This window comes from Psychroserpens mesophilus, from assembly GCF_050617655.1.
Taxonomy (GTDB): domain Bacteria; phylum Bacteroidota; class Bacteroidia; order Flavobacteriales; family Flavobacteriaceae; genus Psychroserpens; species Psychroserpens mesophilus_A.
In genome coordinates, this window is sequence record NZ_JBODQC010000008.1 from 113,436 (window position 1) to 140,266 (window position 26,831).

The window sequence follows — 26,831 nt, forward strand, 5'->3', positions numbered from 1 at the left end:
GAAAACAAAATCTATTATTTTTGTCTTGCTGTCAATTCAAAACAAAATACATTAGTTAGGCTTTAACTGTCGAAGACAACTAATGTTTTTTTATGTAAATTTGATACATGCGAAAAATACTGTTTGGAGTCGTTATTACATTAATAATTCTATTTACATTTAAATATTGTGAAGCTAAAAATGAAGATGAAATTACACTTCAGGAGAATTCTGCATTGCTTCAAAAGCAAATTAAAAATGTTGGAAAACTAATTGTCACCGAAGGTCATTTTAGCGAAGTCTTTAGTTACAAAAATTCAAAAGCCATTCTTGGAGACTTAATTGAAGCAGAAAAAAAAGCATTGGTAGTTGTCAATGCAGATGTCACAATAGGATATGATTTAAGTAAAATCACTTATAATATAGATGAAACGACCAAAACACTTCAGATTTTAAGCATTCCTAAAGAAGAGATAAAAATCTCTCCAGATTTTGAATACTACGATATTCAAGCTGATTTTCTAAACCAATTTGAAGCGAAAGATTATAATGCCATAAAAAAAACAGTTAATGCTTCGTTGATGAAAAAAATCGAAGCTTCAGATTTGAAATCAAATGCACAAAACCGACTTATTAGTGAATTGGCTAAATTTTACATTCTTACTAGTTCTTTAGGTTGGAGTTTAGAGTACAACCAAAGTACTATTGCATCTTATGAAGAATTACAAGGGCTAAAACTATAGCTTATTTTTAACAGCTACCCAGCCACCACCATTGGTCGCTTCAATATTTTGCAGATTTAAAAACTTTGCAGCTTTAGCAGAACGAACACCACTTTCACAACAAACAATAATAGGTTTCTGGAGGTTTCGTATTTCCTCAACCCGATTGTTTAATTCATTCAACGGAATGTGTATCGAGTTTTCAATATGACCCTTGTCCCATTCGCGCTTGGTTCTCACATCTAAAATTACGGCTCCGTTTTCTAAAAATTCTTCAACTTGACGCTTTTTTGCACCAAAAATAAAACTTAAAAATCCCATAGTTTCTTTTTGTTTAAATTTACAAATTATTACTCGATTTTAATAAGCACAAAATAAATTCTCTATTTTATAAAGGGGTTAGCGTTAGAAATGAAACAAGAAACACGTAAGGATGAAATCATAGTTACAGCAGCTAAGCTTTTCAAAGAAAAAGGCTACAGCGCAGTCACCATGAGAGATTTAGCAACTGCGATGGGATTTAAAGCGGCTAGTTTATATAACCATATCAATTCTAAACAAGACATTCTTAAAACTATCATTATTTCTATTGCTGAAGAGTTTACAATAGGAATGCAAAGCATTATTAATTCTGAAACATCGAGCATTTCAAAATTAAAAAGTGTTGTTAATCTGCATGTGAATATCACTTCAAATAACACCAATGGCATGGCTTCTTTAAACAACGATTGGATGCACCTTGAAGATCAATTAAGCTATTACCTTCAGCTTCGTAATGATTATGAAGCTAATTTTCTTAACATCATAAGAGAAGGTGTTTCCTCTTCAGAAATTAAAAATAGTAATCCAGAAATCATCATGTTTTCTATGCTAACGACACTGCGTTCATTGTATTTGTGGATTCCCAAAAAAGAAGATCTCAACGCAAATGAATTAGCTCAAAATTTAAGCGAAGTTCTCATCGAAGGAATTAACAAATAGTTAGCAAAATATTTTGTAATTTTGTAAATCAAACTAACAAGTGTTAGTTTGGTGTTTAAGGTTTATATATGGCAGAATTTCATAATTTAAAAGTTGCAGATGTTTACAAGGAAACAGAAGATACTTCAGTGGTAACTTTTGAACTTCCATCTGAATTACAAGAGGTATTTAAATTTAGACAAGGACAACATTTAACGCTCAAAGCAGATATCAATGGTGAAGATGTGCGTCGTTCATATTCTTTATGCTCTAGTCCTTCTGATAACCAGTGGAAAGTTGCTGTAAAGCTAATTCCTGGTGGAAAATTTTCAACCTATATAAATGAAACATTAAAAAAAGGAGATCAACTTGAAGTCATGACTCCAAGTGGGACATTTGGTGTTGAGGTGAATGCAGATAAACCTAAAAACTATCTGTTTTTTGCAGCTGGAAGTGGAATTACACCTATCCTGTCAATGATTAAAACCCACCTCAAAGCCGAACCTAACTCCACCTGTAAATTGTTTTATGTCAATAAAACAGCAAAATCTATTATCTTTAAAGAAGAATTAGAACAATTGAGGAATGCCTATTTCGGAAGACTGGAAATCTACTATTTCTTAACCAAAGAACGTCGTGATATCGAATTGTTTAATGGTCGTTTTGATGATGATAAAATGCAAATCCTTACCAAAACATTTATTGATATTCCAGATACAAGTGAAGTGTTTCTTTGCGGACCAGAAAAAATGGTCAATTATGTGAGTGAGTATCTAGTCAATAAAGGGTTGCCCAAACATTTAGTGCATTTTGAGTTGTTTGTCACAGGGCTTTCAGATGAAGATATTAAACGAGCAGAACGTCTGGCACAGCAAGATGTAGAAGGTATTGAAGTTACTATCGTCGATGGTGGAAAAGAATTCACATTTACCATGACTAAAGAATTCGATAATATCTTAGATGCTGCATTGGGTGCAGGAGCCGATTTGCCTTTTGCATGTAAAGGAGGTGTCTGTAGTACTTGTAAATGTGAAGTAAAAGAAGGTGCAGTAGAGATGAAAATAAATTATGCTTTAGACGATAAAGAAGTGTCGCAAAATTTAGTGTTGAGCTGTCAGGCAGTTCCCACTTCAGATAAGGTGGTTGTCGATTTCGATGTGTAATAATTATGGCGTTACCTAAAGGTCAGGCTCTCGCAAGTCGCTATCAAAGATGAGCTCCAACAAATGCTCCATCCTTAACGCAAAGCGATTGTGAAACATAACAATAAGTGTCATTCCGAGTGTCGTCGAGGAATCTAAAATATGATTAAACGTCATTCTGAACATGTTTCAGAATTACATTATTTATAAAACTAATAGTTCTACAACTAATCATGTAGAATTACACAAAATATTGAAAAAAGAAAATTAAAGTTCAACTCGCTAAAGGCCAAAAGCCAATAGCAAAAAGCTAAGAACTATGAGTGAAGATCAAATTAAAAATCTGGAAAAACAATTCGATGAACGTATCTCAAGAGACGAAAAAATCGAACCAAAAGATTGGATGCCAGAAAAGTATCGTCAAACACATATCAGGCAGATGTCGCAACATGCGCATTCAGAAGTTGTAGGAATGCTTCCTGAAGGCAACTGGATCACAAGAGCACCTTCCTTAAGACGTAAAGTGGCCTTACTGGCAAAAATACAAGATGAAGCAGGACATGGTTTATACCTTTATTCTGCTACCGAAACCTTGGGAGTTTCAAGAGATGAATTGTACCATCAACTCCATTCCGGAAAAGCCAAATACTCAAGTATTTTTAATTATCCAACATTAACTTGGGCAGACATGGGAGCTATTGGTTGGTTGGTTGATGGTGCAGCCATTATCAATCAGGTGCCTTTGTGTAATACATCTTACGGACCTTATGCCAGAGCAATGATTCGTGTGTGTAAAGAAGAAAGTTTTCACCAGCGTCAAGGCTATGAAATCATGATGAAACTGGCTAACGGAACGCCTGAACAAAAAGATATGGCTCAAGATGCATTAAACCGTTGGTGGTGGCCAAGTTTGATGATGTTAGGGCCAACGGATGATAAATCTGTGCATACTGAGCAATCTATGAAATGGAAACTCAAACGTAAAACTAACGATGAATTACGTCAGCAGTTTATTGATCAAACCGTTCCTCAGGCAGATTTAATCGGGTTAACAATTCCTGATCCAGATTTAAAATGGAACGAAGAGCGTCAAAGTTATGATTTCGGTGAAATCGACTGGGATGAATTCTGGCAGGTTGTTAAAGGTCATGGACCATGTAATAAAGAACGAATGAAAGCCAGGGTTGAGGCTTGGGAAGAAGGTGAATGGGTTCGTGATGCTGCAATGGCTTATGCCGACAAGAAACAAGAAAGAAAACAAAAACAAGCAGTTTAATATAAGATACGTCATACTGAACTTGCTTTAGTATCTCGTTAAGTAAAGAAGAAGTTTAATTAAATAAATACCCACTTTTCTGGGCACTAAATTATGGCAACAAAAAACTGGCCTCTTTGGGAAATCTTTGTAAGAAGTAAAAACGGACTAGAACACAGACATTTTGGGAGTCTTCATGCGGCAGATGCTGAAATGGCTCTTGAGAACGCTCGTGATGTCTATACAAGACGCAATGAAGGCGTAAGTATTTGGGTTGTAGAATCTAAACATATTACAGCCTCTAATCCAGAGCACAATGGCGAATTATTTGAACCTGCTCAGGATAAAGTATATCGTCATCCAACGTTTTATGATTTACCAGACGACGTAAAACACATGTAGTACTAACGTCATTCTGAACTTGTTTCAGAATCTCATGAGAAAAAAATAACATGAAAAACGAAAATCTTTATAATTACATTCTTGGTATCGCAGACAATAGCCTTATCCTTGGTCAGCGCATGGGAGAACTTTGTGGTCATGGTCCAAGTTTAGAAACAGATATCGCTTGTACGAATATTTCACTGGACTTATTCGGACAAGTACGAAGCTATTTTCAATATGCTTCAAAAATTGCAGGAGATAACCGAACAGAAGATGATATCGCCATGCTCCGAAAAGAACGGGAATATAAAAATGTATTACTGGTAGAACAACCAAATACAAATTTTGCATATTCTATTGGTCGTCAGTTTTTATTTGATGTCTATCACCTGGCATTTTTAGCTGAATTACAAAAAAGTTCAGATTTAACATTGTCTGCCATAGCAAACAAGTGTATCAAAGAAGTGAGTTATCACGAACGTTTTTCTTCAGATTGGGTAAGACGTTTAGGTGATGGCACAGAAGAGAGTAACCAAAAAATGCAAGAAGCTATCAACGATTTGTGGACCTACACAGATGAATTATTTCATCAGACAGAAGCTGATAAAGCAATGGTTGCAAAAGGTGTAGGTGTTAATGTTACTAAACTGAAAGAGGATTATTATAACAATATAAATGAGCTTCTAAAGGAAGCAAACCTTCAAATCCCTGAATCTAAATGGTTTCAAAAAGGAGGTAAAGAAGGTATTCATACAGAACATTTAGGATATTTGTTAAGCGATTTACAATACATGCAACGCACGTATCCTAATATGGAATGGTAAATGAAACGTCACTTCGAGTGATGTGTGAGCAACTAACAAATTGTGTTGAGAAGATCGAGAAGTAATTATGACAACAACAGAACAAAACATAAACAAACTCTTAATTCCAATCTTGGAAAAAGTTTCTGATCCCGAAATTCCAGTGTTATCTATTATGGATATGGGAGTTGTGCGTTCTGCGGTTATCGAAAATAATAGTGTGAAAGTTGAAATCACTCCAACCTATAGTGGTTGTCCAGCAATGGATGTGATTGGAGATGATATAAAAAAAGCATTAAAGGATGCAGGTTACGAATCTGAAATTGATTTGATTTTGCATCCAGCTTGGACAACCGATTGGATTACACCAAGAGGACGAAAAGCACTGGAAGATTACGGAATAGCAGCACCTTTAAATGCAGAAGCTGATAAAGATGTATTGCTGAACGGAAAACGAATCGTAAAGTGTACCAATTGTGGTTCACAAAACACACGATTGGTAAGTCAGTTTGGTTCAACGGCATGTAAAGCACAATTTCAGTGTGAGGATTGCCAGGAACCATTTGATTATTTTAAGTGTTTGAAATGACAACTTGTTGTGTCATCCTGAACTTGTTTCAGGATCTCATCAAGAATAATTAGAAGTTTAATTAATAAGATTCCTGCTTTTGCAGGAACAAGGGTATGAGTAATAATTCAATTCTTTTGAAAATTGAAAATAAGGTCGCGTATATTACGCTTAACAGACCAGAAGTCTTTAATAGTTTTAATCGTGAAATGGCCTTGAGTCTCCAATCGATTATGGACGACTGTGAAACTAATGAAGAGGTGAGAGCAATCGTTTTATCAGGAAACGGAAAAGCATTTTGTGCTGGTCAGGATTTAAAAGAAGTGACAGATTCAAAGTTAAATCCAGGATTTAAAAAAATTCTTGATGAACATTACAATCCAATCATCACAAGAATTAGAAATATAAAAAAACCAGTCATTGCAGCTGTTAATGGTGTTGCTGCTGGAGCAGGAGCAAACATAGCTCTGGCTTGTGACATTGTTGTGGCTCATGAAAAAGTGAGTTTTATACAGGCATTTAGCTTAATTGGTTTGGTTCCTGATAGTGCAGGAACTTTCTTTTTACCAAGATTAATAGGGTTTCAAAAAGCATCGGCTTTAGCCATGTTGGGAGATAAGATTTCTGCTGAAGAAGCAGAAAAAATGGGAATGATTTATAAAATGATTCCATTTGAAGAATTTGAAAACGAAGTGAATAAACTAGCTGTTAAATTAGCCAATATGCCAACGAAAGCTTTAGGATTCATCAAAGAACTATTTAATCAATCTATGACGAATACTCTTGAGGAACAGTTAGCACTAGAATCAAAATTACAAATCGAAGCTGCGCAAAGTGAAGATTATGCAGAAGGTGTAGCCGCATTTATTGCAAAACGTAAACCAGAATTCAAAGGAAAATAAATATGATTCAGAGCGATAGCGAAGAAGCTCATTAAAAATTAATCAGTTTTGTCATTCCGCAATTGATGCGGAATCTATAATAAAAGATAAAGAATGAACGTAGGAATAATAGGAAGTGGAACAATGGGAAGTGGGATCGCACAAGTTGCTGCCACAGCTGGTTGTAAAGTCAAATTATACGATACAAATCAAGCTGCTTTAGATAAAGCGAAAGTAAGTCTTGAAAACATATTATCACGCCTTATCGAAAAAGAACGAATTGATTCTGTTGAAAAAGAAAGGATTCAGACAAACATTTCTTATGTTGATAGTTTAAAAGATTTGTCAGATTCAGACTTAACCATCGAAGCTATTATTGAAAACCTTGATATCAAACAAAAAGTATTTTCAGAATTAGAGAGTTACGTGTCAGATGATTGTATTATTGCATCAAATACCTCTAGTTTATCCATTGCATCAATTGCTGCTTCATTACGAAAGCCTGAACGTTGTATCGGAATTCACTTTTTCAATCCAGCACCTTTAATGAAACTTGTTGAGGTAATCCCAGCTATTCAAACTTCAAAAGAAGTTTTAGATATTTCAGTGAAAACTATTTCCGATTGGAAAAAAGTAGTAGCTGTTGCAAAAGACACACCTGGTTTTATTGTCAATAGAGTGGCACGACCATTTTATGGTGAATCTTTGAGAATTTATGAAGAAGGCATTGCCGATTTCTCAACGATTGATTGGAGTTTAAAGTCTTTGGGAGGTTTTAGAATGGGACCATTTGAATTGATGGATTTTATTGGTAATGATGTGAATTACACAGTAACAGAAACAGTATTTACTGCTTTTTATTTCGATCCACGATATAAACCTGCATTTACGCAAAAACGTTTTGCTGAAGCTGGTTATTTAGGCAGAAAATCAGGAAAAGGCTATTACGATTATGACGAAAACGGAAAGCTTGTTTCTTCGAACGCAGTAGAAAGGTCTCAAGACAATGAATTAGCAAAACAAATTTTTAACCGTGTTTTAGTAATGCTCATCAACGAAGCAGCAGACGCTTTGTTTTTAAATATTGCTTCAGCTGAAGATATTGACAATGCCATGACCAAAGGTGTTAATTATCCAAAAGGGTTATTGGCTTGGGCTGACGAAAAAGGAATCGATTGGTGTGTATCAAAAATGGACAAATTATATAACGAATATCATGAAGACAGATATCGATGCAGTCCATTATTGCGTAACATGAATAAAGAAAATAGAACTTTTTTTAATTAGAACGTCGGTTCGAGTGAAATTGCTTTTTAGCAATTTTGTATCAAGAACAAGTGATTTGTCATTCCGCACTTGATGCGGAATCCACATAATGAAAATAACAATAAAGTGATTTCCGCTTTCGTGGGAAGTAAATATGAAAGGAGAACAGATTCCATATAAAATGCTAAGTCTAGATGCCTATAGCCAATGGTTAGGTATTGAGATTCTTGAGTGTGAAATAGGTCGCTGTAAGGTAGCAATGACTATTAGAAAAGACATGCTAAACAGCATGAACAAAGCACATGGAGGAATAAGTTATTCACTAGCAGATACTGCTTTTGGCTTTGCTGCAAATACACATGGTAAATATGCTGTGTCTATTGAAACCAGTATCAATCATATTGAAGCGCTTGCTGAAGGTGATTATTTAGTTGCAGAATCAGTAATTGAAAAAGTAAATAATAAACTGGGCTTCAATATTATTGAAGTGAAACGAGGAGACGAGTTGGTCGCACTTTTTAAAGGTGTAGTTTATAGAACTCAAAAAGATTGGAAAGAATAAATGAATATAAGATTTACGATGTATGAGTTCAGATTGGAGTCGTACATCGTAAATCGTAAACCAAAATATAAATGGAAGCATACCTAATAGACGGAATTAGAACACCAATAGGAAACTACAAAGGCACATTATCTGCTGTTCGTACAGACGATTTGGCTGCCCTGGTGATTTCAGAAGTTGTAAAACGAAATCCAAACATTCCCAAAGAAGCCTATGATGATGTTATTATGGGTTGCGCTAATCAGGCTGGTGAAGATAATCGTAACGTAGCAAGAATGGCTTCATTATTAGCTGGATTACCCTTTACAGTTCCAGGAGAAACAGTAAACCGATTATGTAGTTCAGGGTTATCAGCAATCATTCATGCCAATCGCGCTATAAAAGCTGGAGATGGAGATGTATTCATCTCAGGAGGTGTTGAAAATATGACACGTGGACCATACGTGATTGCAAAACCATCAACAGGATTTGGAGGTGATGCAAAAATGTATGATTCAACCTTCGGATGGCGTTTTATCAATCCTAAAATGCAAGAACTCTATGGAACGGATGGCATGGGAAATACGGCTGAAAACTTAGTCGAAAAATATGCTATTTCAAGAATAGATCAAGACAAGTTTGCCTATTGGAGCCAGATGAAAGCAACAAAAGCTCAGGAAAGTGGCAGACTTGCAAAAGAAATTGTAACCGTTGAAATTCCGCAGCGAAAAAAAGATCCCATCCGATTTTCAAAAGATGAGTTTGTGAAACCAACAACGTCTTTAGAAATTTTAGGAAAATTACGTCCTGCATTTAAAAAAGAAGGTGGAAGTGTAACTGCAGGAAATTCATCAGGATTAAACGATGGAGCTGCAGCAACAATCATAGCTTCAGAAAATGCCGTAAACAAATACAACTTAAAGCCCTTGGCAAGAATCGTAAGTTCTGCAGTGGTTGGTGTCGAACCAAGAATTATGGGAATCGGTCCAGTAGAAGCATCTAACAAAGCCTTAAAAAAAGCAGGCTTGAAAATGGATGATATAGACATCATTGAGTTAAATGAGGCTTTTGCTGCTCAAGCCTTGGCATGCACAAGAGCTTGGGGAATAGCAGATGACGATCCAAGAATAAATCCAAATGGTGGTTCGATTGCTATTGGTCATCCTCTCGGAGTTACTGGTGCAAGAATAGCGTATTCTGCAGCTTTAGAGTTGCAAGAACAACATAAACGCTATGCTTTAATTACCATGTGTATTGGTGTCGGACAAGGGTATGCTGCAATTATTGAAAATGTAAATATGTAATAAAATTTGGGCGTTACCACAAGGGTCGCGCTTTCGGCAGTCGCTCTCTGCGAGGAGCTTCAACAAATGCCTCAATCGCTAACGCAATGACTAACTAAGAATTATCATTCCATACTTGATACGGAATCCACTATAAAGTAAACAGTAAAGATGAATAAAATACAACATTACGTTCAGGGACACTGGACAACAGGAAAAGAAGAAGGAGCACCAATTCATGACGCTATTACTGGTGAAGCATTTACTAGTGTTGCTATTGAAGGATTAGATATTCCCGAAATCTTAAACTACGGAAGAACAAAAGGTGGAGAACAACTTCGTAAAATGACATTTCAGGAAAGAGGCAATATGCTAAAGAAACTGGCATTATATCTTACTAAAAGAAAAGATGCCTTTTACGATTTAAGTTACAGAACAGGAGCAACAAAAGTCGATAGTTGGATTGATATTGAAGGTGGCTTTGGTAACTTATTTGCCAATGCATCACTTAGAAAATTGTTTCCTAATCAACCGTATCATGTAGAAGGTGATCCTATCGATTTGTCTCGTGGTGGACGCTTTATGGCGCATCACATTATGGTACCCAAAAAAGGAGTTGCAGTGCATATCAATGCCTTTAATTTTCCAGTTTGGGGCATGCTAGAAAAATGTGCCGTGAACTGGATGGCTGGAGTGCCAGCAGTAGTCTTACCTGCACCTTCATCATCCTATTTAGCAGAAGCTGTGGCAAGAACAATTATAGACTCAGGTATTTTGCCAGAAGGGGCTTTACAAATTATAAACGGAACTGTTAAAACAATTCTCGATACAGTAGAATCTCAGGACGTTGTTACGTTTACAGGTTCAGCACAAACAGGACGTCTCTTAAAAGCACATCCTAGACTGATTCAAGAATCTGTGCCTTTTACTATGGAAGCCGATTCATTAAATGCGTCTGTCTTAGGTGAAGATGCTGTTCCGGGAACTCCCGAATTCGACTTGTTTATTAAAGAAGTTCGAAAAGAAATGACGGTTAAAGCCGGACAAAAATGTACTGCAATCCGACGCATCATTGTTCCTGAAAACTTAGTGGAAGACGTCCAGATAGCTTTAGGAAAAGCCTTAGATAAAGTCACCATTGGTGATCCTAGACTAAAAGAAGTCCGAATGGGATCGCTTGTGAGTCAGCAACAGGTTCAGGCGGTTAGAGATTCTGTAAATGATTTAGCCAAAGAAGCACAAATCGTTTATGGCGATTTAGACAAAATTGAAACCATTGGAGCAGATGCAAAAAAAGGAGCGTTTATCAGTCCGATTTTACTTAGATCAGATCATCCGTTTCAAAATACAATCATTCATGAACGAGAAGCTTTCGGACCAGTAAGCACTATAATGCCTTATAAAACCTTAGAGGAAGCCATTACTTTGGCTCAAATGGGTAAAGGATCCTTAGTGTCTTCAATAGCAACTTATGACGATAACATAGCTAAAGATTATGTGGTGAATGCTGCCAGTCATCACGGAAGAATTTTAGTGCTCAATAGAGAAAGTGCTAAAGAAAGTACTGGTCATGGTTCACCTCTGCCGTATTTAGTTCATGGTGGTCCAGGTCGTGCTGGAGGAGGTGAAGAAATGGGAGGCATGCGAGGTATTAAACATTACTTACAACGTACTGCTATCCAAGGTTCACCAACAACAATTACAGAAATCACTGGCATATACCAGCAAAATGCAAAATATAAAGAAGCAGAACAGCATCCTTTCAAATACCACTGGGAAGACATTCAACCAGGAATGTCACTAAAAACACATAAACGAACCTTGACTGATACCGATATCATCAACTTTGCGAATCTCACTTGGGATCATTTTTATGCACATACAGATATCACCTCTTTAGATGGAAGTATCTTTGAAAAAAGAACAGCGCATGGCTATTTTATCATTTCAGCAGCAGCAGGTTTGTTTGTCTATCCAAATAAAGGTCCAGTAGCAGCAAACTATGGCTTAGATAGTATTCGGTTTTTACGACCATTATATCACAACGATACCATTTATGTAAGATTGACCTGCAAACAAAAAGTAGATCGTGATGTCGCTTCAACTGAACATCCAAGTGGTATTGTTAAATGGCATGTAGAAGTGTTTGATGCCGATTTTGAGAATAGACCAGATAGCCAAAAAAGTGAAAAAGACAGTCCTTTAGTTGCAGTGGCTACCATTTTAACAATGGTTCAAAAGAAACAAGAAACTTTTGTTGAAATGACTGAAGATAAAATAGAAGAATGTTTATCTAAACTGACTCAAGATGCACAACCAAAATGGGGAATTATGACAGCTCAACACATGATTGAACATTTAGAATACACCTATAAAATAGCTTCAGGAGAGCTTCAGGATTTTGAAATTGCAACGCCTGAAAAGATATTGGAAAAAGTACATGCAAGCTTATATAATTACGACAAATTTCCAAAAAACAGTCAATTTCCTCAATTAGAAAAAGATAAATTAGAGGATTTACAACATGCTGACTTGGAAACAGCTATCGAAAAGTTCAAAGCGCAACGGGAAAAGTATTTAGAATATTTTAAAGAACATCCGGAAGCTAAGCTTAAAAATTTAGTTTTTGGTGAATTGAATCGTTATGAATCCTATCTGCTCGAAAGAAAACATTTAAATCATCATTTTGAGCAATTTGGTCTCTTATAAAGTCAATGCGCACTCGTTGCGCATTCGCTTAAATTGAAACGAAATGTCTAAAAAATATTATACCTACATTTTAACTCACGAAAGAAATCATATCTTTTATGTTGGAGTTACAAATAATATTGAAAGACGAATAAGTGAACATAGATTAGCAACTTTTGGAACTCATGTAGGACATTATAACATTAAAAAGTTAGTTTATTTTGAAATGCATTCAGATATAAGAATCGCAATAAGAAGAGAAAAGACAATTAAAAAATGGAAGCGACAATGGAAAATCAATCAAATAGAATCTATAAACCCTAACTGGTTAGATTTGAGTAAGGATTGGGATTTAACCAAGTATAACAAGAAAAAAGTTTAATACGAATGCGCAACTAGTGCGCATTGACATACCAAAAACATGAGTGAACCATACGTAAAACAGACCATAGAAAACGAAGTAGCATACATCGAGTTTTTTCATCCTGCACATAATTCCTTACCAGGAGATGTGCTGGCAGAATTAGCCCAAACCATTGCTGATGCTGGTAAAAACGATGCCATTAAAGTGATTGTACTTAAAAGTGGTGGAGATCGAACCTTCTGTGCAGGAGCCAGCTTCAAAGAATTGATAAATATTAACGATGCCGCAACCGGAAAAGTATTCTTTTCAGGATTTGCCAATGTCATCAATGCGATGCGTAAATGTCCGAAATTTATCATCGGACGCATCCAGGGAAAAACTGTTGGTGGTGGCGTTGGTTTAGCTGCTTCAACCGATTATTGTATGTCAACAAAATTTGCAGCAATCAAATTAAGTGAACTAAATATTGGTATCGGACCATTTGTTGTTGGTCCAGCCATTGAACGTAAAATAGGATTGAGTGCCATGTCGCAAATAGCCATTGATGCCAATTCATTTTATCCAGCAGAATGGGCAAAACAAAAAGGTTTATTTACACAGGTTTACGACAGTACAGAAGAACTGGATGAGGCTGTAAAAACTACTGCTGAGCATTTATGTACCTACAATACTGAAGCCATGATGGAGATGAAAAAAGTGTTCTGGAAAGGGACAGATGATTGGGATGAGCTATTAGCAGAACGCGCACAAACAAGCGGACGATTAGTGTTGTCAGACTTTACTAAAGAAAAATTAAAAGGATTTAAATAGAATTGTCATTCAGAGCAAAGCGAAGAATCACATCAAAAGATAGCTTCATCCTTTGTTCTCCAAATGACAACAATTATATCATATGATTTACAGCTTTAAAGGTTATATACCAGTTGTTCACGAATCTAGTTTCGTGCATCCTCTGGCTGCTGTAACGGGAAACGTCATTATTGGCAAAAACTGTTACATTGGTCCTGGTGCTGCCATTCGTGGAGATTGGGGACAAATCATTTTAGAAGATGGTGTCAACGTTCAGGAAAATTGTACTGTACACATGTTTCCTGGAAAATCTATCACACTTAAAGAAAGCGCTCATGTTGGTCATGGAGCCATCATTCATGGTGCTAATTTGGGTAGAAACTGTTTAATTGGAATGAATACAGTCATTATGGATGATGCTGTAATTGGTGATGAATCAATCGTTGGTGCTATGGCATTTGTTAAAGCGGAAACGATAATTCCAAAACGAAGTTTAGTGGTTGGTAATCCTGCAAAAGTCATCAAAGACGTAACTGATGATATGATGGCATGGAAAACGAAAGGTACGCAATTGTATCAGCAATTACCAGCAGATTGCCATGAGAGTTTAAAAGAAGTAGAGCCTTTACGCGAAGTGTCTAAAGAAAGAATATTACAAGAAGGTGTCTATGACACACTTCGTGATTTTATGAAAAAGTAATTATGTCAAAAGTAGAATTTAAAATGCCCAGATTGGGAGAAAGTATCACAGAAGCTGCCATCATTACATGGTTTAAAAATGTTGGTGATACCATTGAAGAAGATGAAATGCTTCTTGAAGTTGCAACAGATAAAGTAGATTCTGAAGTGCCTTCAAATGTTTCAGGAGTTGTCGAGGAGATTTTATTTGAGGCTAATGCTGTTATTAAAATTGGCGAAACAATTGCTATAATCAAAGCAGATGGTACAGCAAAAGAAACAAAAAAACAAGCGGTCAAATCGAACACAGTAGAGCCCTCTGAAAAGAAAGTTGAAATACCTAAAAAGAAACGAACTGCCATTCCGAAAGCAGTTGAGGAATCGAAATCAAATGCATTTTCAGTGTCTAACAGCAACACCTTCTTTTCGCCGTTAATCATAAAAATAGCCAAAGAACATCATATCAGTTTTGAAGAATTAGCCAGAATTCCGGCTACTGGTCACGAAGGTCGTTTACGTAAAAGTGATGTGTTTCAGTATATCGAAGACGGAAGACCCTATAAATTTGCACAACCAGTTTTACAGCAAGATCCAACAGCATATCGCATTCCACAATTAAGTTTTGATAAAGGTAAGGGTAAAGTGATAGAAATGGATCGTATGCGACAAATGATTGCGGATCACATGGTGTATTCAAAACATACATCACCTCACGTAACCGCTTATGTTGAAGCCGATTTAACCAATATGGTCAATTGGAGAAATGCTAACAAAGTTGCTTTTCAGGAAAAATATGGCGAACGCTTAACATTTACTCCGTTGTTCGTAGAGGCTGTCGCTAAAGCAGTAAAAGATTTTCCAAATATAAATGCTTCTGTTGATGGAAAAAACATCATTGTTAAAGAAGATATCAATATTGGTATGGCAACCGCATTACCTAGTGGAAATCTCATTGTTCCTGTTGTTAAAAATGCAGATACAAAAGATTTAAAAACACTGGCAGAAAACGTTAATGTATTATCAAATAAAGCCAGAGAAAATAATTTGAAGGGTGATGATATTAAAGGAAGCACATTCACGATTTCTAATGTTGGAACTTTTGGAAGTGTCATGGGCACACCAATCATCAATCAGCCGGAAGTTGCTATCCTTGCTTTAGGAATCATTAAAAAACGACCTGAAGTCATCACAACAAAAAAAGGTGATGAAATAGCGATAAGAAGTATGATGTATTTATCCTTATCCTTTGACCATCGTGTTGTTGATGGATTTTTGGGAGGAAGCTTTGTGCGTCGCGTTGCTGATTATTTCGAACAGTTTGATGTGAATAGAACAGTTTAATTAAAAATTTGTCATCCCAAACTTGATTTGGGATCCACAATAAAATAAAAGTTTAATAAATTCCGCAACCTAGTGTGGAATGCGAGAAATAAGATTCCTGCTTTAGCAGGCATTTGATATGAATAAAGACATACTAAAAAAAGGATTTTCAAACCTATGTACTGCCAAAGCCATGGCAGAATTATATGAAGCAAATTTCAAACAGGTTTCAAAATATGTACACGCGACTTCAAGAGGTCATGAGGCAATTCAAACCGCTTTAGGAATGCAGTTATTACCTCAAGATTATGCCTTTCCGTATTACAGAGATGATGCCATGTTGTTATCATTTGGGTTACAACCTTATGATCTCATGTTGCAATTATTAGCAAAGAAAGATGATCCGTTTTCTGGTGGTAGAACCTATTATTCTCATCCAAGCTTAAAGGATGATGATAAACCTAAAATTCCTCATCAGTCTTCCGCAACTGGTATGCAAGCGATTCCTGCAACAGGAGTTGCCATGGGAATGCAGTATAAAGAATTACAAGGCATTAAAGACGAAGCAGCAAAGTTGTCACCTCGAGCGGAGTCGAGAGGTCTTAAACCAATAACAGTGTGCTCTCTTGGTGATGCCTCAGTTACTGAAGGTGAAATCGCTGAAGCCTTCCAAATGGCCGCTTTAAAGCAAATGCCAATTCTGTATTTAGTACAAGATAATGGTTGGGATATTTCGGCTAATGCGGCTGAAACCAGAGCACAAAACGCCTTTGAATATGCTCAAGGATTTCATGGATTAGAGGCAATCTCTATCGATGGCGCTAACTTTATGGAAAGCTATGAAGCTATTGAAAAGGTCATTGCGACGATTAGAAAAGAACGACGACCATTTTTAGTACACGCTAAAGTTCCATTATTAAATCACCATACATCTGGTGTACGAATGGAATGGTATCGTGACGATTTAGAGGAAGCCAGATCTCGGGACCCTTATCCGGTCTTAAAACAACAATTGTTAGATAACGGATTTTCTTCTGAAGATATTCAGAACATAGAAAATTCTGCGAAAGTAAAAGTACAATCAGATTTTGAAAAAGCTTTAAAAGCCGAAGACCCTAAGCCTGAAGATTTATTTACAAACGATTTTGTTCCTACTCCAATTACAGAGGAAAAAGGAGTTCGTGCTCCTGAAGGTGCAGATAAGGTCGTAATGGTTGATTGTGCCTTATTTGCAGTTGAAGAACTCATGAAAAAACACAAAGAGTGTTTGCTTTACGGACAGGATGTTGGTGGCCGACTAGGAGGTGTGTTTAGAGAAGCTGCAACTTTAGCTCAGAAGTTCGGAGATGATCGTGTGTTTAATACGCCTATTCAGGAAGCATTTATAGTCGGTTCTACCGTTGGTATGAGTGCGGTTGGCTTAAAACCAATTGTTGAGGTTCAGTTTGCCGATTATATCTGGCCTGGACTTAACCAGTTGTTTACAGAGGTGAGTAGAAGTTGTTACCTCTCTAACGGAAAATGGCCTGTAAGTATGATACTTCGTGTTCCAATTGGTGCTTATGGAAGCGGTGGACCTTACCATTCCTCTTCTGTTGAGAGCGTAATTACCAATATTCGAGGCATCAAAATTGCGTATCCAAGCAATGGAGCCGATTTAAAAGGCTTGATGAAAGCAGCTTATTACGACCCTAATCCAGTTGTAATTTTAGAACATAAAGGCTTGTACTGGTCAAAAGTCCTTGGGACTTTAACAGCAACGTCTGTTGAACCTTCTGAAGATTATATATTACCTTTTGGTAAGGCTTGGGTATTACAGGAAATCTGGAAACAAGATAATGTCGAAACACTTACTATTGTTACCTACGGAATGGGAGTACATTGGGCGTATAATGCTTCTGGAGAACTCAATATGCGAGATCAAATTGAAATCATAGACTTAAGAACGCTATATCCTTTAGATGAAGACACCATAATGACATCTGTGAAAAAAACTGGTAAGTGTTTAGTGGTTACTGAAGAACCATCAAACAATAGTTTTGCGAGAGCTTTAGCTGGAAAAATACAAGAAGAATGTTTTAAATATTTAGATGCACCAGTCATGACGATTGGTAGCGAGAATATGCCAGCAATTCCATTAAATTCTACCTTAGAACAAACCATGATTCCTTCAACAGAAAAAGTGAAGGCAAAAATAGAAGCATTGATAAACTACTAGCATTTTAAAATTTTTAACGCTTAAGTATCTGAAATTTTGTATATTGAACCTTTAATCATCTAATTTTTATTATGAAAAAAAACATACTACTTATAGCGGCAGCCTTATTTTTATTTTTGGGTAATCAATCTGTGACTGCTCAGGCTAAAATGGAAAAAGAGAGAAAATCTATTAGTGTCGAAAAATCTCATGCTAAAGCAAAGGAAATGACATCTAGTTTAATACGTCCTCTAGGCTTAAATACAAAACAACAAGAAGAAGTTTACGCTCTTTTTTCAAAAGTTGAAATGAAAATGGGCAAGGTTCGTGCTGAGGTTAGTTCGCAAGATCAAAAAGATAAGCAGACTAAAATGGATGAATATGTTATGGCTTCAATGAAAGAAATTTTAAATGAAGAACAATTTAAAAAGTATATAGAATTAGCCAAAAAGTTATAGAATTGATTTAATAAAAAAAAAGCGACCATAATTGGTCGCTTTTTTTTATATATCATACTCAGATAAGGGTTTCGTAAATTTTTCTGGATCTGCTGCTAAATGATATCTTGGATCATCAATATCTTCAACAATAACTTCTTTAAATTTAGGACTTCCTTTATAGAGTAGAATTTTACAATCTTCACTTAAATGCCTTAATTTTATGGATTTGCCTTCTGCTTCATATTTATTTACTAAGTTAAAAATGGCCTCTAAAGCTGAGTGGTCACTTATTCTTGATTCTATAAAATCGATTTCAACGTGCTGTGGATCATTTTTAACATCAAATTTAGAGTTGAAATTTTGAATAGACCCAAAGAAAAGTGGTCCCCAAATTTCATAGGTTTTTGTGCCATCAGGCTGGATGCGTTTACGAGCTCTAATCATGGTAGCATTTTTCCATGCAAAAACAAGTGCCGAAATGATAACACCTGCAACCACTGCGATAGCTAAATCTTTCCATACCGTTATTGCTGAAACAGCAATAAGAACAATGGCATCGGATAAAGGAATTTTTCTGATAATTCTAAAACTACTCCAGGCAAATGTACCTATAACAACCATAAACATGACACCCACAAGAGCTGCAATTGGGATTTGTTCAATCAAGGGTGCTCCAAAAAGTACAAAGCAGAGTAGAGCCACTGCAGCAATAGCACCAGATAATCGTCCTCGTCCACCAGAATCCACATTAATAATAGATTGACCAATCATGGCACATCCACCCATGCCTCCAAATAATCCATTAAGCATATTTGCACCACCTTGAGCGATACATTCCCTGTTTCCATTACCTCTGGTTTCTGTCATTTCATCAATGAGATTAAGTGTCATTAAAGACTCAATTAAACCTACTGCAGCTAAAATAAATGCTGTAGAAAGAATTAAATCCCAGTGTCCAGCTAAGGTTCCAAATAAACCAAAAATTTGATCCTGAAATGTAGGTAATCCACCTTCCAGTCCTTTTCCGCCTCCTTCTTGAATGAATGAACCAACTGTACTCATTTCAATACCACCAAAAATGGTAATACAGGCAACTACAACAATTGCAATTAAAGCGGCAGGGATTTTTTTTGTGAGCTTAGGCAAACCAAACATGATTGCCATAGTTAAACCAATGAAAGCCATCATTTTCCAGAAAGCTGTATTAGTAAACAAGGCAGAAAACCATTGAGATGTGTTTGACCAAATAGAAATATCTTTTGGAACTGCATTTGGAAACAAACCTAATTGAGATAAAAAGATTACAATGGCTAGACCATTTACAAAACCCATCATTACTGGATGTGGAATAAGCCTAACAAACTTTCCTAACTTAAAAATACCAGCTAATATTTGAATACCTCCTACAAATAATAAGGTGATAAACAGCCATTGAAGTCCAAGGTTTTCTATGGGAGTTTCAAGGTTAATACCTACTTCATTTCCTTTTTGAATTAAATGGACCATCACAACAGCCATAGCTCCAGTAGCACCAGAAATCATTCCAGGACGTCCGCCAAAAAGAGCAGTGACAATTCCCATCATAAACGCTCCATAAAGACCTACTAAAGGATCTATACCAGCAACAAAAGCAAAAGCAACTGCTTCAGGAACTAGTGCCAAAGCTACTGTAAGACCAGAAAGGATATCGTTTTTCGGGTTTTGGGTAAAGTTTTTTCTAGTGGTTTGACCTAATATCATAATACTTAATCTTAAAAGTCGGCAAATATAGGCTTTTATAAATGAAGCTTAAAACTCATATTATAAAACAAAAAAAGCATCAAAATCATTTGATGCTTTTATAAATTTAATTTCTGAGGTTTATTGGTTAACTCCTGGTGGATACTTTTCCATTATTTTCATAACAAATTCTTTAATTTGTGCTTCTTTTTTTTCCATTTTTTGTGAAATATACCCTGTTCCCATACCTTGCCAAATCAATTCTTTCTTTTCCATGTCTATCAGGTCAATAAATAAAGTGCCTTCAGATTTAACAGAAACCGTAGGTTGGTTATTAAAACCCCAGCCCCAACCAGGACCATAGCCTCCCCAACCAGGACCAAAACCACCCCAACCCCAGGTGTTGTTATATACATCAACTCGTTGTTGTGACTTGGTAAAAATACTTACAAGCATATCTGGGTTTTCAGATTTGGTGAAGCCTTTAGCTATTAACTCGGCTTCTATGGCTCTTAAAATTCTACGTTTGTCTAAATCGTTTAGGTCTGCTTTATCAATTCCTGTTTTAAAGAAAGCAAAAGTTTTATAAGAGTTAAAATCAGCTTCTTTATCATAATCTGTAGCAACTTTTACAGAGCTACATGAACTTATAAAAAGAGTAAGAATGAGAATCGGTAAGATGTTTAATGTATTTTTCATAGCAATTGTTTTTATGTTGTTATAACGAGTCTAGTAAGTCTTCATCAACTAAGTTTGGTAGTGTAACCTTCAAATTAGGCTCACTTTCCATAGCACGTTTAATAGCAAATACGGCTCCTTCATTTCTTGCCCAGTTTCGTCTGGCGATTCCATTATTGACATCCCAGAATAGCATGGATTTTAAACGTTTTTCTGCGTCTATACTACCATCAAGAACCATACCAAATCCGCCGTTTATAACTTCTCCCCAGCCTACACCTCCACCATTGTGAATGCTTACCCAGGTTGCACCTCTAAAACTATCTCCAATAACATTATGAATGGCCATATCTGCTGTAAAACGTGAGCCATCATAAATGTTACTGGTTTCACGATAAGGAGAATCTGTGCCAGAAACATCATGGTGATCTCTTCCAAGAATAACAGGTCCAATGTCGCCATTTTTGATAGCATTGTTAAATGCCTCTGCAATTTTCATTCGTCCTTCTGCATCAGCATATAGAATTCTAGCTTGAGAACCAACGACCAGTTTATTCTCCTGTGCACCTTTAATCCATTGGATATTATCTGCCATTTGCTGTTGAATCTCTTCAGGTGAGTTTTTCTTTATGCTTTCTAATACGTCACATGCAATCTCATCTGTTTTTGCTAAATCTTCAGGTTTTCCTGAAGCACAAACCCATCTAAATGGTCCAAAACCATAATCGAAACACATAGGTCCCATAATATCCTGAACATAACTTGGATATTTGAAATCAATACCATTTTCTGCCATGATATCAGCACCAGCTCTTGAAGCTTCTAGTAAGAACGCATTTCCGTAATCAAAAAAATAGGTGCCTTTTGCGGTGTGTTTATTGATTGCAGTGGCGTGGCGACGAAGAGTTTTCTGAACGTTCTCTTTAAACAATTCAGGGTTGTTGGCCATCATAGCGTTAGCTGCTTCAAATGTCATATCTACAGGATAGTAGCCTCCAGCCCAAGGGTTGTGAAGAGATGTCTGGTCACTTCCTAAGTCAATATGAATATTGGCTTCATCAAATTTTTCCCAGACCTCAACGATGTTTCCTAAGTACGCGATAGAAATAGTTTCTTTTTCAGCTTTTGCTTTAGTAACTCGAGATACAAGGGCATCTAAATCTGTAATTTTTTCGTCTATCCATCCTTGATCTAATCGAACCTGTGTGATTTTTGGGTTGACTTCAGCACAAACTGTTATGCAACCAGCAATATTACCAGCTTTTGGCTGAGCTCCAGACATGCCACCCAATCCAGAAGTCACAAAAAGATGACCTTTAGGCTCTTTTTTTATTTTTCTAAATCCGTTTAATACAGTGATGGTGGTGCCATGTACAATACCTTGCGGACCAATATACATATAGCTTCCAGCTGTCATTTGCCCATATTGGGTAACGCCTAATGCATTAAATTTCTCCCAATCATCAGGTTGAGAATAATTAGGAATCATCATACCATTTGTTACCACAACTCTTGGCGCATTTTTATGGCTGGGAAACAATCCCATAGGGTGTCCAGAATACATCACAAGCGTTTGCTCATCATTCATTTCTGAGAGGTATTTCATTGTTAATCTGTACTGTGCCCAATTTGAAAAAACACCACCATTTCCACCATAAGTGATTAATTCATGTGGGTGTTGGGCTACAGCATAATCCAGATTATTCTGAATCATCAGCATGATGGCTGCTGCTTGTCTTGATTTTGCAGGATAGGCTTCAATAGGTCTAGCATACATTTTATAATCCGGACGAAGACGATACATATAAATTCTTCCATAGGTATCCAATTCGTTTTTGAATTCAGGAATCAATTCAGCATGTTGAGCGGTGTCAAAGTAACGTAGTGCATTTTTTATTGCCAATTTCTTTTCTTCTGGAGACAAAATGTCTTTTCGTTTAGGAGCATGATTAATTGAAGCATCGTAGGGTTTAGGTTGTGGTAAAACATTTGGGATGCCTTCTTGTACTTGTTCTTGAAAAGATACGTGTGTTGTTTGCATTACTTTTTTTTTAATGTATTATCGCCTGTCTTGAACGAGGTTGATGGGTTAAAACCGTAAGGGCAATGTCTGCATCCGCTTTCACAGCAATAGCCTCTTTTTAAGAGATACTGTTCGGTAAAACAACGATACCCTTCGGGTGTTAAATAATAATCGCCTTCTTCTAAAGGAATGATTTTCTTCATATCTTACAAAGATAGTAGAAATTGGATTGATTTTTGAAAGCAATAAACTATGATTTTAATTTCTAAATATTTGGTGCCAAAAGGGTATGTGGGAATTACATGTTTTCCATTTATTTTTCTTAGGGATAGATGCTTAAAAGCAGATAGCAATCTGGTTAATCATGAAAAAATACACTTAAGACAACAATTAGAACTACTTATTGTTCCATTTTATTTTTGGTATGTTGTTGAGTTTTTCATCCGTCTCCTAATTTATAAAAACTGGAAGAAAGCGTATCTCAATATTTCATTTGAACGGGAAGCGTATGCAAATCAAGAAGACCTTAATTATTTAAAATCAAGGCCTTTTTGGAATTTTACAACATGTATGTAATTTAGTTTTTTAAGACTATTTTTTGTGCTTTCGAAAAGCCATTTGTTAGTGTTGCTTTAACAATATAGGTGCCAGCAGATAAGTTATGGCTATTCAAAATAAACTCACTTTCGTTAATAGCATACTTATCAAATAAAACTCTGCCTAAAAGATCGTAAACAATCACAGATTCTATAACGTGTTGCTCTGAGGTTACTTTAATATAATCCCCTTTAGGAGCAATGATGTTTAAAGTACTTAAATCAAAATCATCTAAACTTAAAGCCTCATCAGTATATCTTAAAATAAAACGGTTTTCGTAATCTACACCTTCTGTTTCTGTAAACGAATATGGTGCTGCTCTTAAATTATGTATAATACCAGCATGAGTATCTTCTAAATAAATGGCTTGATCTTCATTTAAAAATAAACCATCAACATTACTTATGGCAATAGTATATTGACCAGCTTGAGGAATAACTGTTCCAAGTGGGACTTGATCATTAACATCAAAAGGTAAGGCACGTCCCTGAATAATCATACGTTTATCTCCTATTTTAGAGTACAGATTTAAATCATTAGCTTCTCTGTTATAGGCATCAAACAATCGATCTTTTTCTTGAGTAGCTCCTTCAATATAACCAACCAGAATATTAGATGTTGATCCATTTTGGCTCACTAAATTTAACCAAATTCGATGGCGTTCTATAGCGTCAGTATCTGAAACATTATCATTTGAATTTGCTGTTCTATAAAATGCAGTATTACGATGCGATCTATCACGCATACTGTTATTAAAAGTGACACTGCCTGTCTCGTTGTTATTTAAAGCTAAAACAAAGAAACCTTGTCCTGAAGCAATTTTTCCGGCAAATGTTTCATCATCATACGTGTTGGTACCAGAGAAATTGTAAGTGATATAATCAGAAGCAGTGTATGTGAGTGCAAAATCGTCATAAAATGAATCTCCATTGTTACCAATTTGAGTTCCATGAGTCCAAATATGCACAGCACCTTCAATAATCGAATTATTTGGGTGTGTTAAAAATGCCTGTGCATCTAAAGCTGATGGGTAAGGATTTCCTAAAAGATTCCAGTTGTCATCTAAATTTGTAACGTTTAATACATCTACACCATAAGGATTATAAGTATAAGGACCTCCAACATAATTACCACTATTAATTACTTGCGTATAAACACCATTATTAGGCACGCCATCAAAGCTAACGGTTTCAATTGAAGCTCCAGCACTGTGGTTAGTTGGACCTCTAACAATATAACCTTTCCCTTCAACCATAGTTCCAGAACTCATCGGAATCCAATCTCCAACAGTAACAGGAACACTACCTGGTTGTCCTATATGAGGTGACCCTTGAGTAGGAATCCATGTATAAATACGGTTAGTAGGTGTAAAAGCTCCATAGACATCCGAAACATCAAATCCTTGTACAGGGCTTGACCAGTATACATAATCTAATCGTCTGATATCTGTATCTCTATAGAGCGTAATATTTCCACTATTTGAGGCAGATGGAGCTGTTGGTGTTGAGCTATCATACACCTGAATTAAACTAGCATCATCTTGCACAATCAACGAGCCCGTACCTTGTATATCAATATTATCTTGAATGGTTAATGAGGAAGCAAATCCATCATTATCAGTGTCAGAGGTTAAAGTTAGCGTAGCACCTGTTTCAATAACCATATATAAGCCATCTCCATTATCATCATCGTACAAGATTGGGTCATTAGCTGTAACAGGAATAATCACACAATCAGCAGCTGTTGGTATTGCGCCATCAGACCAGTTATCTGCATCCATCCAGTCAGAAGATTCAGATCCATCCCAAACTTTTCCTCCGCTAACAGTAACAGTAGTGTCATCAGTAACCACAAGGGTAGAACTGTTACATAAATTATAGGTTACTTGAGCAGTATAGGTCGTTGTTGCTGCAGGACTAACCGTTATAGAGGTTTGTCCATCATAAGCGGCATTTAAAGTGCCATTAACTAACCACTGTAAATTAGCAATAGATGCTCCTCCAGATGGGGTAAAACGCCAGGCTTCATTTGTTGTAGCCCAATTGGAATCTAAAGAGTTTCTACATGGAGCCACAACAGCTTCTGTCGCTCCAAGATTTTGTAGCCCAACAATGGCATTGCCGTCATTCCAAATATCAGAAGAAAAAAGCCCAACATCATCAATCACTTTCTCTTCAATCAGAACCTCTATAATACTTGTGTCTTCGTAAAGAACAGCCATTGCTGTATGTCGTTTTGAATTATCGCCATTATTACCATTTGAAAATAATGGAATGTTATCCCATAAAACAACCAATACATTACAACCTCCAACTGTTGTTGTCCCGAACGATATATCTCCAGAACCTGTTACACTTGGATCAATATCGTGAGACGCTACATAAATAGCATTATCAACTAATGATTGGTCTGTACTTGGTAAATTCTCATCAAAAGAGTAACCAGAATAATCATCAACTAAAGAAGTGTCAAAAGAAATAATACCATTGGCGCCAACTACAAAATTTGTTACCGTACTACCATAAAAGCAAAAATCAAATGGTATTGAGTAGGAAGCATCAGACCAATAATCATCATCATTTAGACCAACAGATGTAGTAGCTGCTGCAGCAAGACTTGAAAACGTTGCCGCATTATAAGGTATCATGTCTACATCATAATCAGAAGTATCACCTAAATCTAAAAACTCTGCAGTTAAAGTTTCAGAGCCTGCTCCAGCTGATCCACATGAACCAACTATAGTACTTGTGTCTGGTGTAACATCTACATAAGGACAGGATGGTGTAGTGATAGGTGTAACAGTAATGGTACAAGGAGGAGGAGGAGTACCAATACAAATATCAAAACTTGAAGTTTGTCCAGCTGTTGCTGTATAAGTAAAGACCTGAACAAAATAGGTTTGTCCAGCAACTAAACCAGTTAATGTACTAGAATCAAGGTCAGAGCAACTTATATTATCACCAACAGCTACAGAGCAATCTGGATCAATAAATCCACCATATACGGCATGATACATATCGGTTGTGCTTCCAGTTACGTTTATTAAATCTACCGTATGGCTTGGTCCAGTGGCAACAAAACTATACCAAACATCATCGTCTGGAGTTCCAAAGCAAGCATCTATACCAGAGTCTAATGCACTTGCAACACTACCAGTAGTAGTGCTACCACATAAAAAATCAGGATTTACGGTTAAACCTATTGCGCCGCAAGGGTCATCATTAGAAGGAGGAGGAGGAGGTGTACCAATGCAAATATCAAAAGTTGAGGTTTGCCCAGCTGTTGCTGTATAAGTAAAGACCTGAACAAAATAGGTTTGTCCAGTTACTAGACCAGTTACTGTGCTAGAGTTAGGATCGGAACAACTAATATTATCACCAACAGCTACAGAGCAATCAGGAGCAATAAAACCACCATAAACGGCATGATATAAATCGGTTGAGCTACCAGCTACATTTATTAAATCTACTGTATGTGTTGGTCCAGTGGCAACAAAACTATACCAAACATCATCGTCTGGAGTTCCAAAGCAAGCATCTATACCAGAGTCTAAT

25 protein-coding genes are annotated in these 26,831 nt (G+C 36.4%); 19 read left to right on the forward strand and 6 right to left on the reverse strand.

Features of this window, described 5'->3' with window-relative positions; translation table 11 throughout:
• Positions 1 to 107: 107 nt before the first annotated feature.
• On the forward strand, positions 108 to 722 hold the full coding sequence (locus ACRHNM_RS13445) for a DUF4230 domain-containing protein (protein ID WP_431137162.1): 615 nt from the start codon (positions 108 to 110) through the stop codon (positions 720 to 722).
• Here ACRHNM_RS13445 and ACRHNM_RS13450 read toward each other — a convergent pair.
• Entirely contained in the window at positions 717 to 1,022 is a 306-nt protein-coding gene (locus ACRHNM_RS13450) for a rhodanese-like domain-containing protein (protein ID WP_431137163.1), read from the reverse strand. The two genes, ACRHNM_RS13445 and ACRHNM_RS13450, sit on opposite strands and share 6 nt — an antisense overlap.
• A 90-nt stretch (positions 1,023 to 1,112) precedes the next feature.
• Here ACRHNM_RS13450 and ACRHNM_RS13455 point away from each other — a divergent pair, with 90 nt between their 5' ends.
• The 17 genes from ACRHNM_RS13455 (at position 1,113) to ACRHNM_RS13535 (ending at position 18,278) form a co-directional block, all read left to right on the forward strand.
• The gene (locus ACRHNM_RS13455; RefSeq protein ID WP_431137164.1) at positions 1,113 to 1,682 is read left to right on the forward strand and encodes a TetR/AcrR family transcriptional regulator; all 570 of its coding nucleotides are present in this window, start codon (positions 1,113 to 1,115) and stop codon (positions 1,680 to 1,682) included.
• 68 nt (positions 1,683 to 1,750) lie between these two features.
• Positions 1,751 to 2,824 carry a 1,2-phenylacetyl-CoA epoxidase subunit PaaE gene (paaE, locus tag ACRHNM_RS13460; RefSeq protein ID WP_431137166.1) on the forward strand — a complete coding sequence of 358 codons (1,074 nt, stop codon included), beginning with the start codon at positions 1,751 to 1,753 and terminating at the stop codon, positions 2,822 to 2,824.
• 298 nt (positions 2,825 to 3,122) lie between these two features.
• A complete protein-coding gene (paaA, locus tag ACRHNM_RS13465) occupies positions 3,123 to 4,079 on the forward strand; it encodes a 1,2-phenylacetyl-CoA epoxidase subunit PaaA (protein WP_431137167.1) in 957 nt (318 codons plus the stop codon).
• Positions 4,080 to 4,172: 93 nt separating this feature from the next.
• Positions 4,173 to 4,460, forward strand: a complete 288-nt coding sequence (gene paaB, locus ACRHNM_RS13470) for a 1,2-phenylacetyl-CoA epoxidase subunit PaaB (protein ID WP_431137168.1) — start codon at positions 4,173 to 4,175, stop codon at positions 4,458 to 4,460.
• A 50-nt stretch (positions 4,461 to 4,510) separates the two neighbouring features.
• Positions 4,511 to 5,266, forward strand: a complete 756-nt coding sequence (gene paaC / locus ACRHNM_RS13475; protein ID WP_431137169.1) for a 1,2-phenylacetyl-CoA epoxidase subunit PaaC — start codon at positions 4,511 to 4,513, stop codon at positions 5,264 to 5,266.
• A 67-nt stretch (positions 5,267 to 5,333) separates the two neighbouring features.
• Positions 5,334 to 5,834 carry a 1,2-phenylacetyl-CoA epoxidase subunit PaaD gene (gene paaD / locus ACRHNM_RS13480; RefSeq protein WP_431137170.1) on the forward strand — a complete coding sequence of 167 codons (501 nt, stop codon included), beginning with the start codon at positions 5,334 to 5,336 and terminating at the stop codon, positions 5,832 to 5,834.
• A gap of 95 nt (positions 5,835 to 5,929) precedes the next feature.
• Positions 5,930 to 6,715, forward strand: coding sequence for an enoyl-CoA hydratase-related protein (locus tag ACRHNM_RS13485; protein ID WP_431137171.1), 786 nt, complete (start codon positions 5,930 to 5,932; stop codon positions 6,713 to 6,715).
• Positions 6,716 to 6,808: 93 nt separating this feature from the next.
• Positions 6,809 to 7,981, forward strand: coding sequence for a 3-hydroxyacyl-CoA dehydrogenase NAD-binding domain-containing protein (locus tag ACRHNM_RS13490; protein ID WP_431137172.1), 1,173 nt, complete (start codon positions 6,809 to 6,811; stop codon positions 7,979 to 7,981).
• 133 nt (positions 7,982 to 8,114) lie between these two features.
• Complete coding sequence (locus ACRHNM_RS13495; protein ID WP_431137173.1) at positions 8,115 to 8,522, forward strand: hotdog fold thioesterase; 408 nt, start codon at positions 8,115 to 8,117, stop codon at positions 8,520 to 8,522.
• A 71-nt stretch (positions 8,523 to 8,593) separates the two neighbouring features.
• Complete coding sequence (locus ACRHNM_RS13500; protein WP_431137174.1) at positions 8,594 to 9,805, forward strand: acetyl-CoA C-acyltransferase; 1,212 nt, start codon at positions 8,594 to 8,596, stop codon at positions 9,803 to 9,805.
• Positions 9,806 to 9,955: 150 nt separating this feature from the next.
• A complete protein-coding gene (paaZ, locus tag ACRHNM_RS13505) occupies positions 9,956 to 12,493 on the forward strand; it encodes a phenylacetic acid degradation bifunctional protein PaaZ (RefSeq protein ID WP_431137175.1) in 2,538 nt (845 codons plus the stop codon).
• Positions 12,494 to 12,536: 43 nt separating this feature from the next.
• Positions 12,537 to 12,854, forward strand: coding sequence for a GIY-YIG nuclease family protein (locus ACRHNM_RS13510; protein WP_431137176.1), 318 nt, complete (start codon positions 12,537 to 12,539; stop codon positions 12,852 to 12,854).
• A gap of 39 nt (positions 12,855 to 12,893) precedes the next feature.
• Positions 12,894 to 13,646 (forward strand): enoyl-CoA hydratase/isomerase family protein, encoded by a 753-nt coding sequence (locus ACRHNM_RS13515; protein ID WP_431137177.1) that lies wholly within the window; start codon positions 12,894 to 12,896, stop codon positions 13,644 to 13,646.
• 82 nt (positions 13,647 to 13,728) lie between these two features.
• Positions 13,729 to 14,325 carry a transferase hexapeptide repeat family protein gene (locus ACRHNM_RS13520; protein WP_431137178.1) on the forward strand — a complete coding sequence of 199 codons (597 nt, stop codon included), beginning with the start codon at positions 13,729 to 13,731 and terminating at the stop codon, positions 14,323 to 14,325.
• Positions 14,326 to 14,327: 2 nt separating this feature from the next.
• Positions 14,328 to 15,644: a dihydrolipoamide acetyltransferase family protein gene (locus tag ACRHNM_RS13525; RefSeq protein ID WP_431137179.1), complete on the forward strand. Its 1,317-nt coding sequence runs from the start codon at positions 14,328 to 14,330 to the stop codon at positions 15,642 to 15,644.
• 118 nt (positions 15,645 to 15,762) lie between these two features.
• Positions 15,763 to 17,841: an alpha-ketoacid dehydrogenase subunit alpha/beta gene (locus ACRHNM_RS13530; protein ID WP_431137180.1), complete on the forward strand. Its 2,079-nt coding sequence runs from the start codon at positions 15,763 to 15,765 to the stop codon at positions 17,839 to 17,841.
• 71 nt (positions 17,842 to 17,912) lie between these two features.
• Positions 17,913 to 18,278, forward strand: a complete 366-nt coding sequence (locus tag ACRHNM_RS13535; RefSeq protein WP_431137181.1) for a hypothetical protein — start codon at positions 17,913 to 17,915, stop codon at positions 18,276 to 18,278.
• Between the two features lie 45 nt (positions 18,279 to 18,323).
• Here ACRHNM_RS13535 and ACRHNM_RS13540 read toward each other — a convergent pair whose 3' ends face one another.
• The 4 genes from ACRHNM_RS13540 to ACRHNM_RS13555 all read right to left on the reverse strand — a co-directional run bounded on the left by ACRHNM_RS13540 (position 18,324) and on the right by ACRHNM_RS13555 (position 22,883).
• Positions 18,324 to 20,000: a SulP family inorganic anion transporter gene (locus ACRHNM_RS13540; protein WP_431137182.1), complete on the reverse strand. Its 1,677-nt coding sequence runs from the start codon at positions 19,998 to 20,000 to the stop codon at positions 18,324 to 18,326.
• Positions 20,001 to 20,120: 120 nt separating this feature from the next.
• Complete coding sequence (locus ACRHNM_RS13545) at positions 20,121 to 20,678, reverse strand: DUF4136 domain-containing protein (RefSeq protein WP_431137183.1); 558 nt, start codon at positions 20,676 to 20,678, stop codon at positions 20,121 to 20,123.
• A gap of 19 nt (positions 20,679 to 20,697) precedes the next feature.
• A complete protein-coding gene (locus tag ACRHNM_RS13550) occupies positions 20,698 to 22,698 on the reverse strand; it encodes a urocanate hydratase (protein WP_431137184.1) in 2,001 nt (666 codons plus the stop codon).
• Positions 22,698 to 22,883 (reverse strand): DUF5522 domain-containing protein, encoded by a 186-nt coding sequence (locus ACRHNM_RS13555; protein ID WP_431137185.1) that lies wholly within the window; start codon positions 22,881 to 22,883, stop codon positions 22,698 to 22,700. The genes ACRHNM_RS13550 and ACRHNM_RS13555 overlap by 1 nt, the downstream gene beginning before the upstream one ends.
• Before the next feature lie 49 nt (positions 22,884 to 22,932).
• On the opposite strand from ACRHNM_RS13555, the gene ACRHNM_RS13560 reads away from it, so the two are divergent.
• Positions 22,933 to 23,256, forward strand: a complete 324-nt coding sequence (locus ACRHNM_RS13560; protein WP_431137186.1) for a hypothetical protein — start codon at positions 22,933 to 22,935, stop codon at positions 23,254 to 23,256.
• Position 23,257: 1 nt separating this feature from the next.
• On the opposite strand, the gene ACRHNM_RS13565 is transcribed toward ACRHNM_RS13560, so the two are convergent.
• On the reverse strand, positions 23,258 to 26,831 hold a 3,574-nt coding region (locus ACRHNM_RS13565; protein WP_431137187.1), incomplete at its 5' end, for a T9SS sorting signal type C domain-containing protein.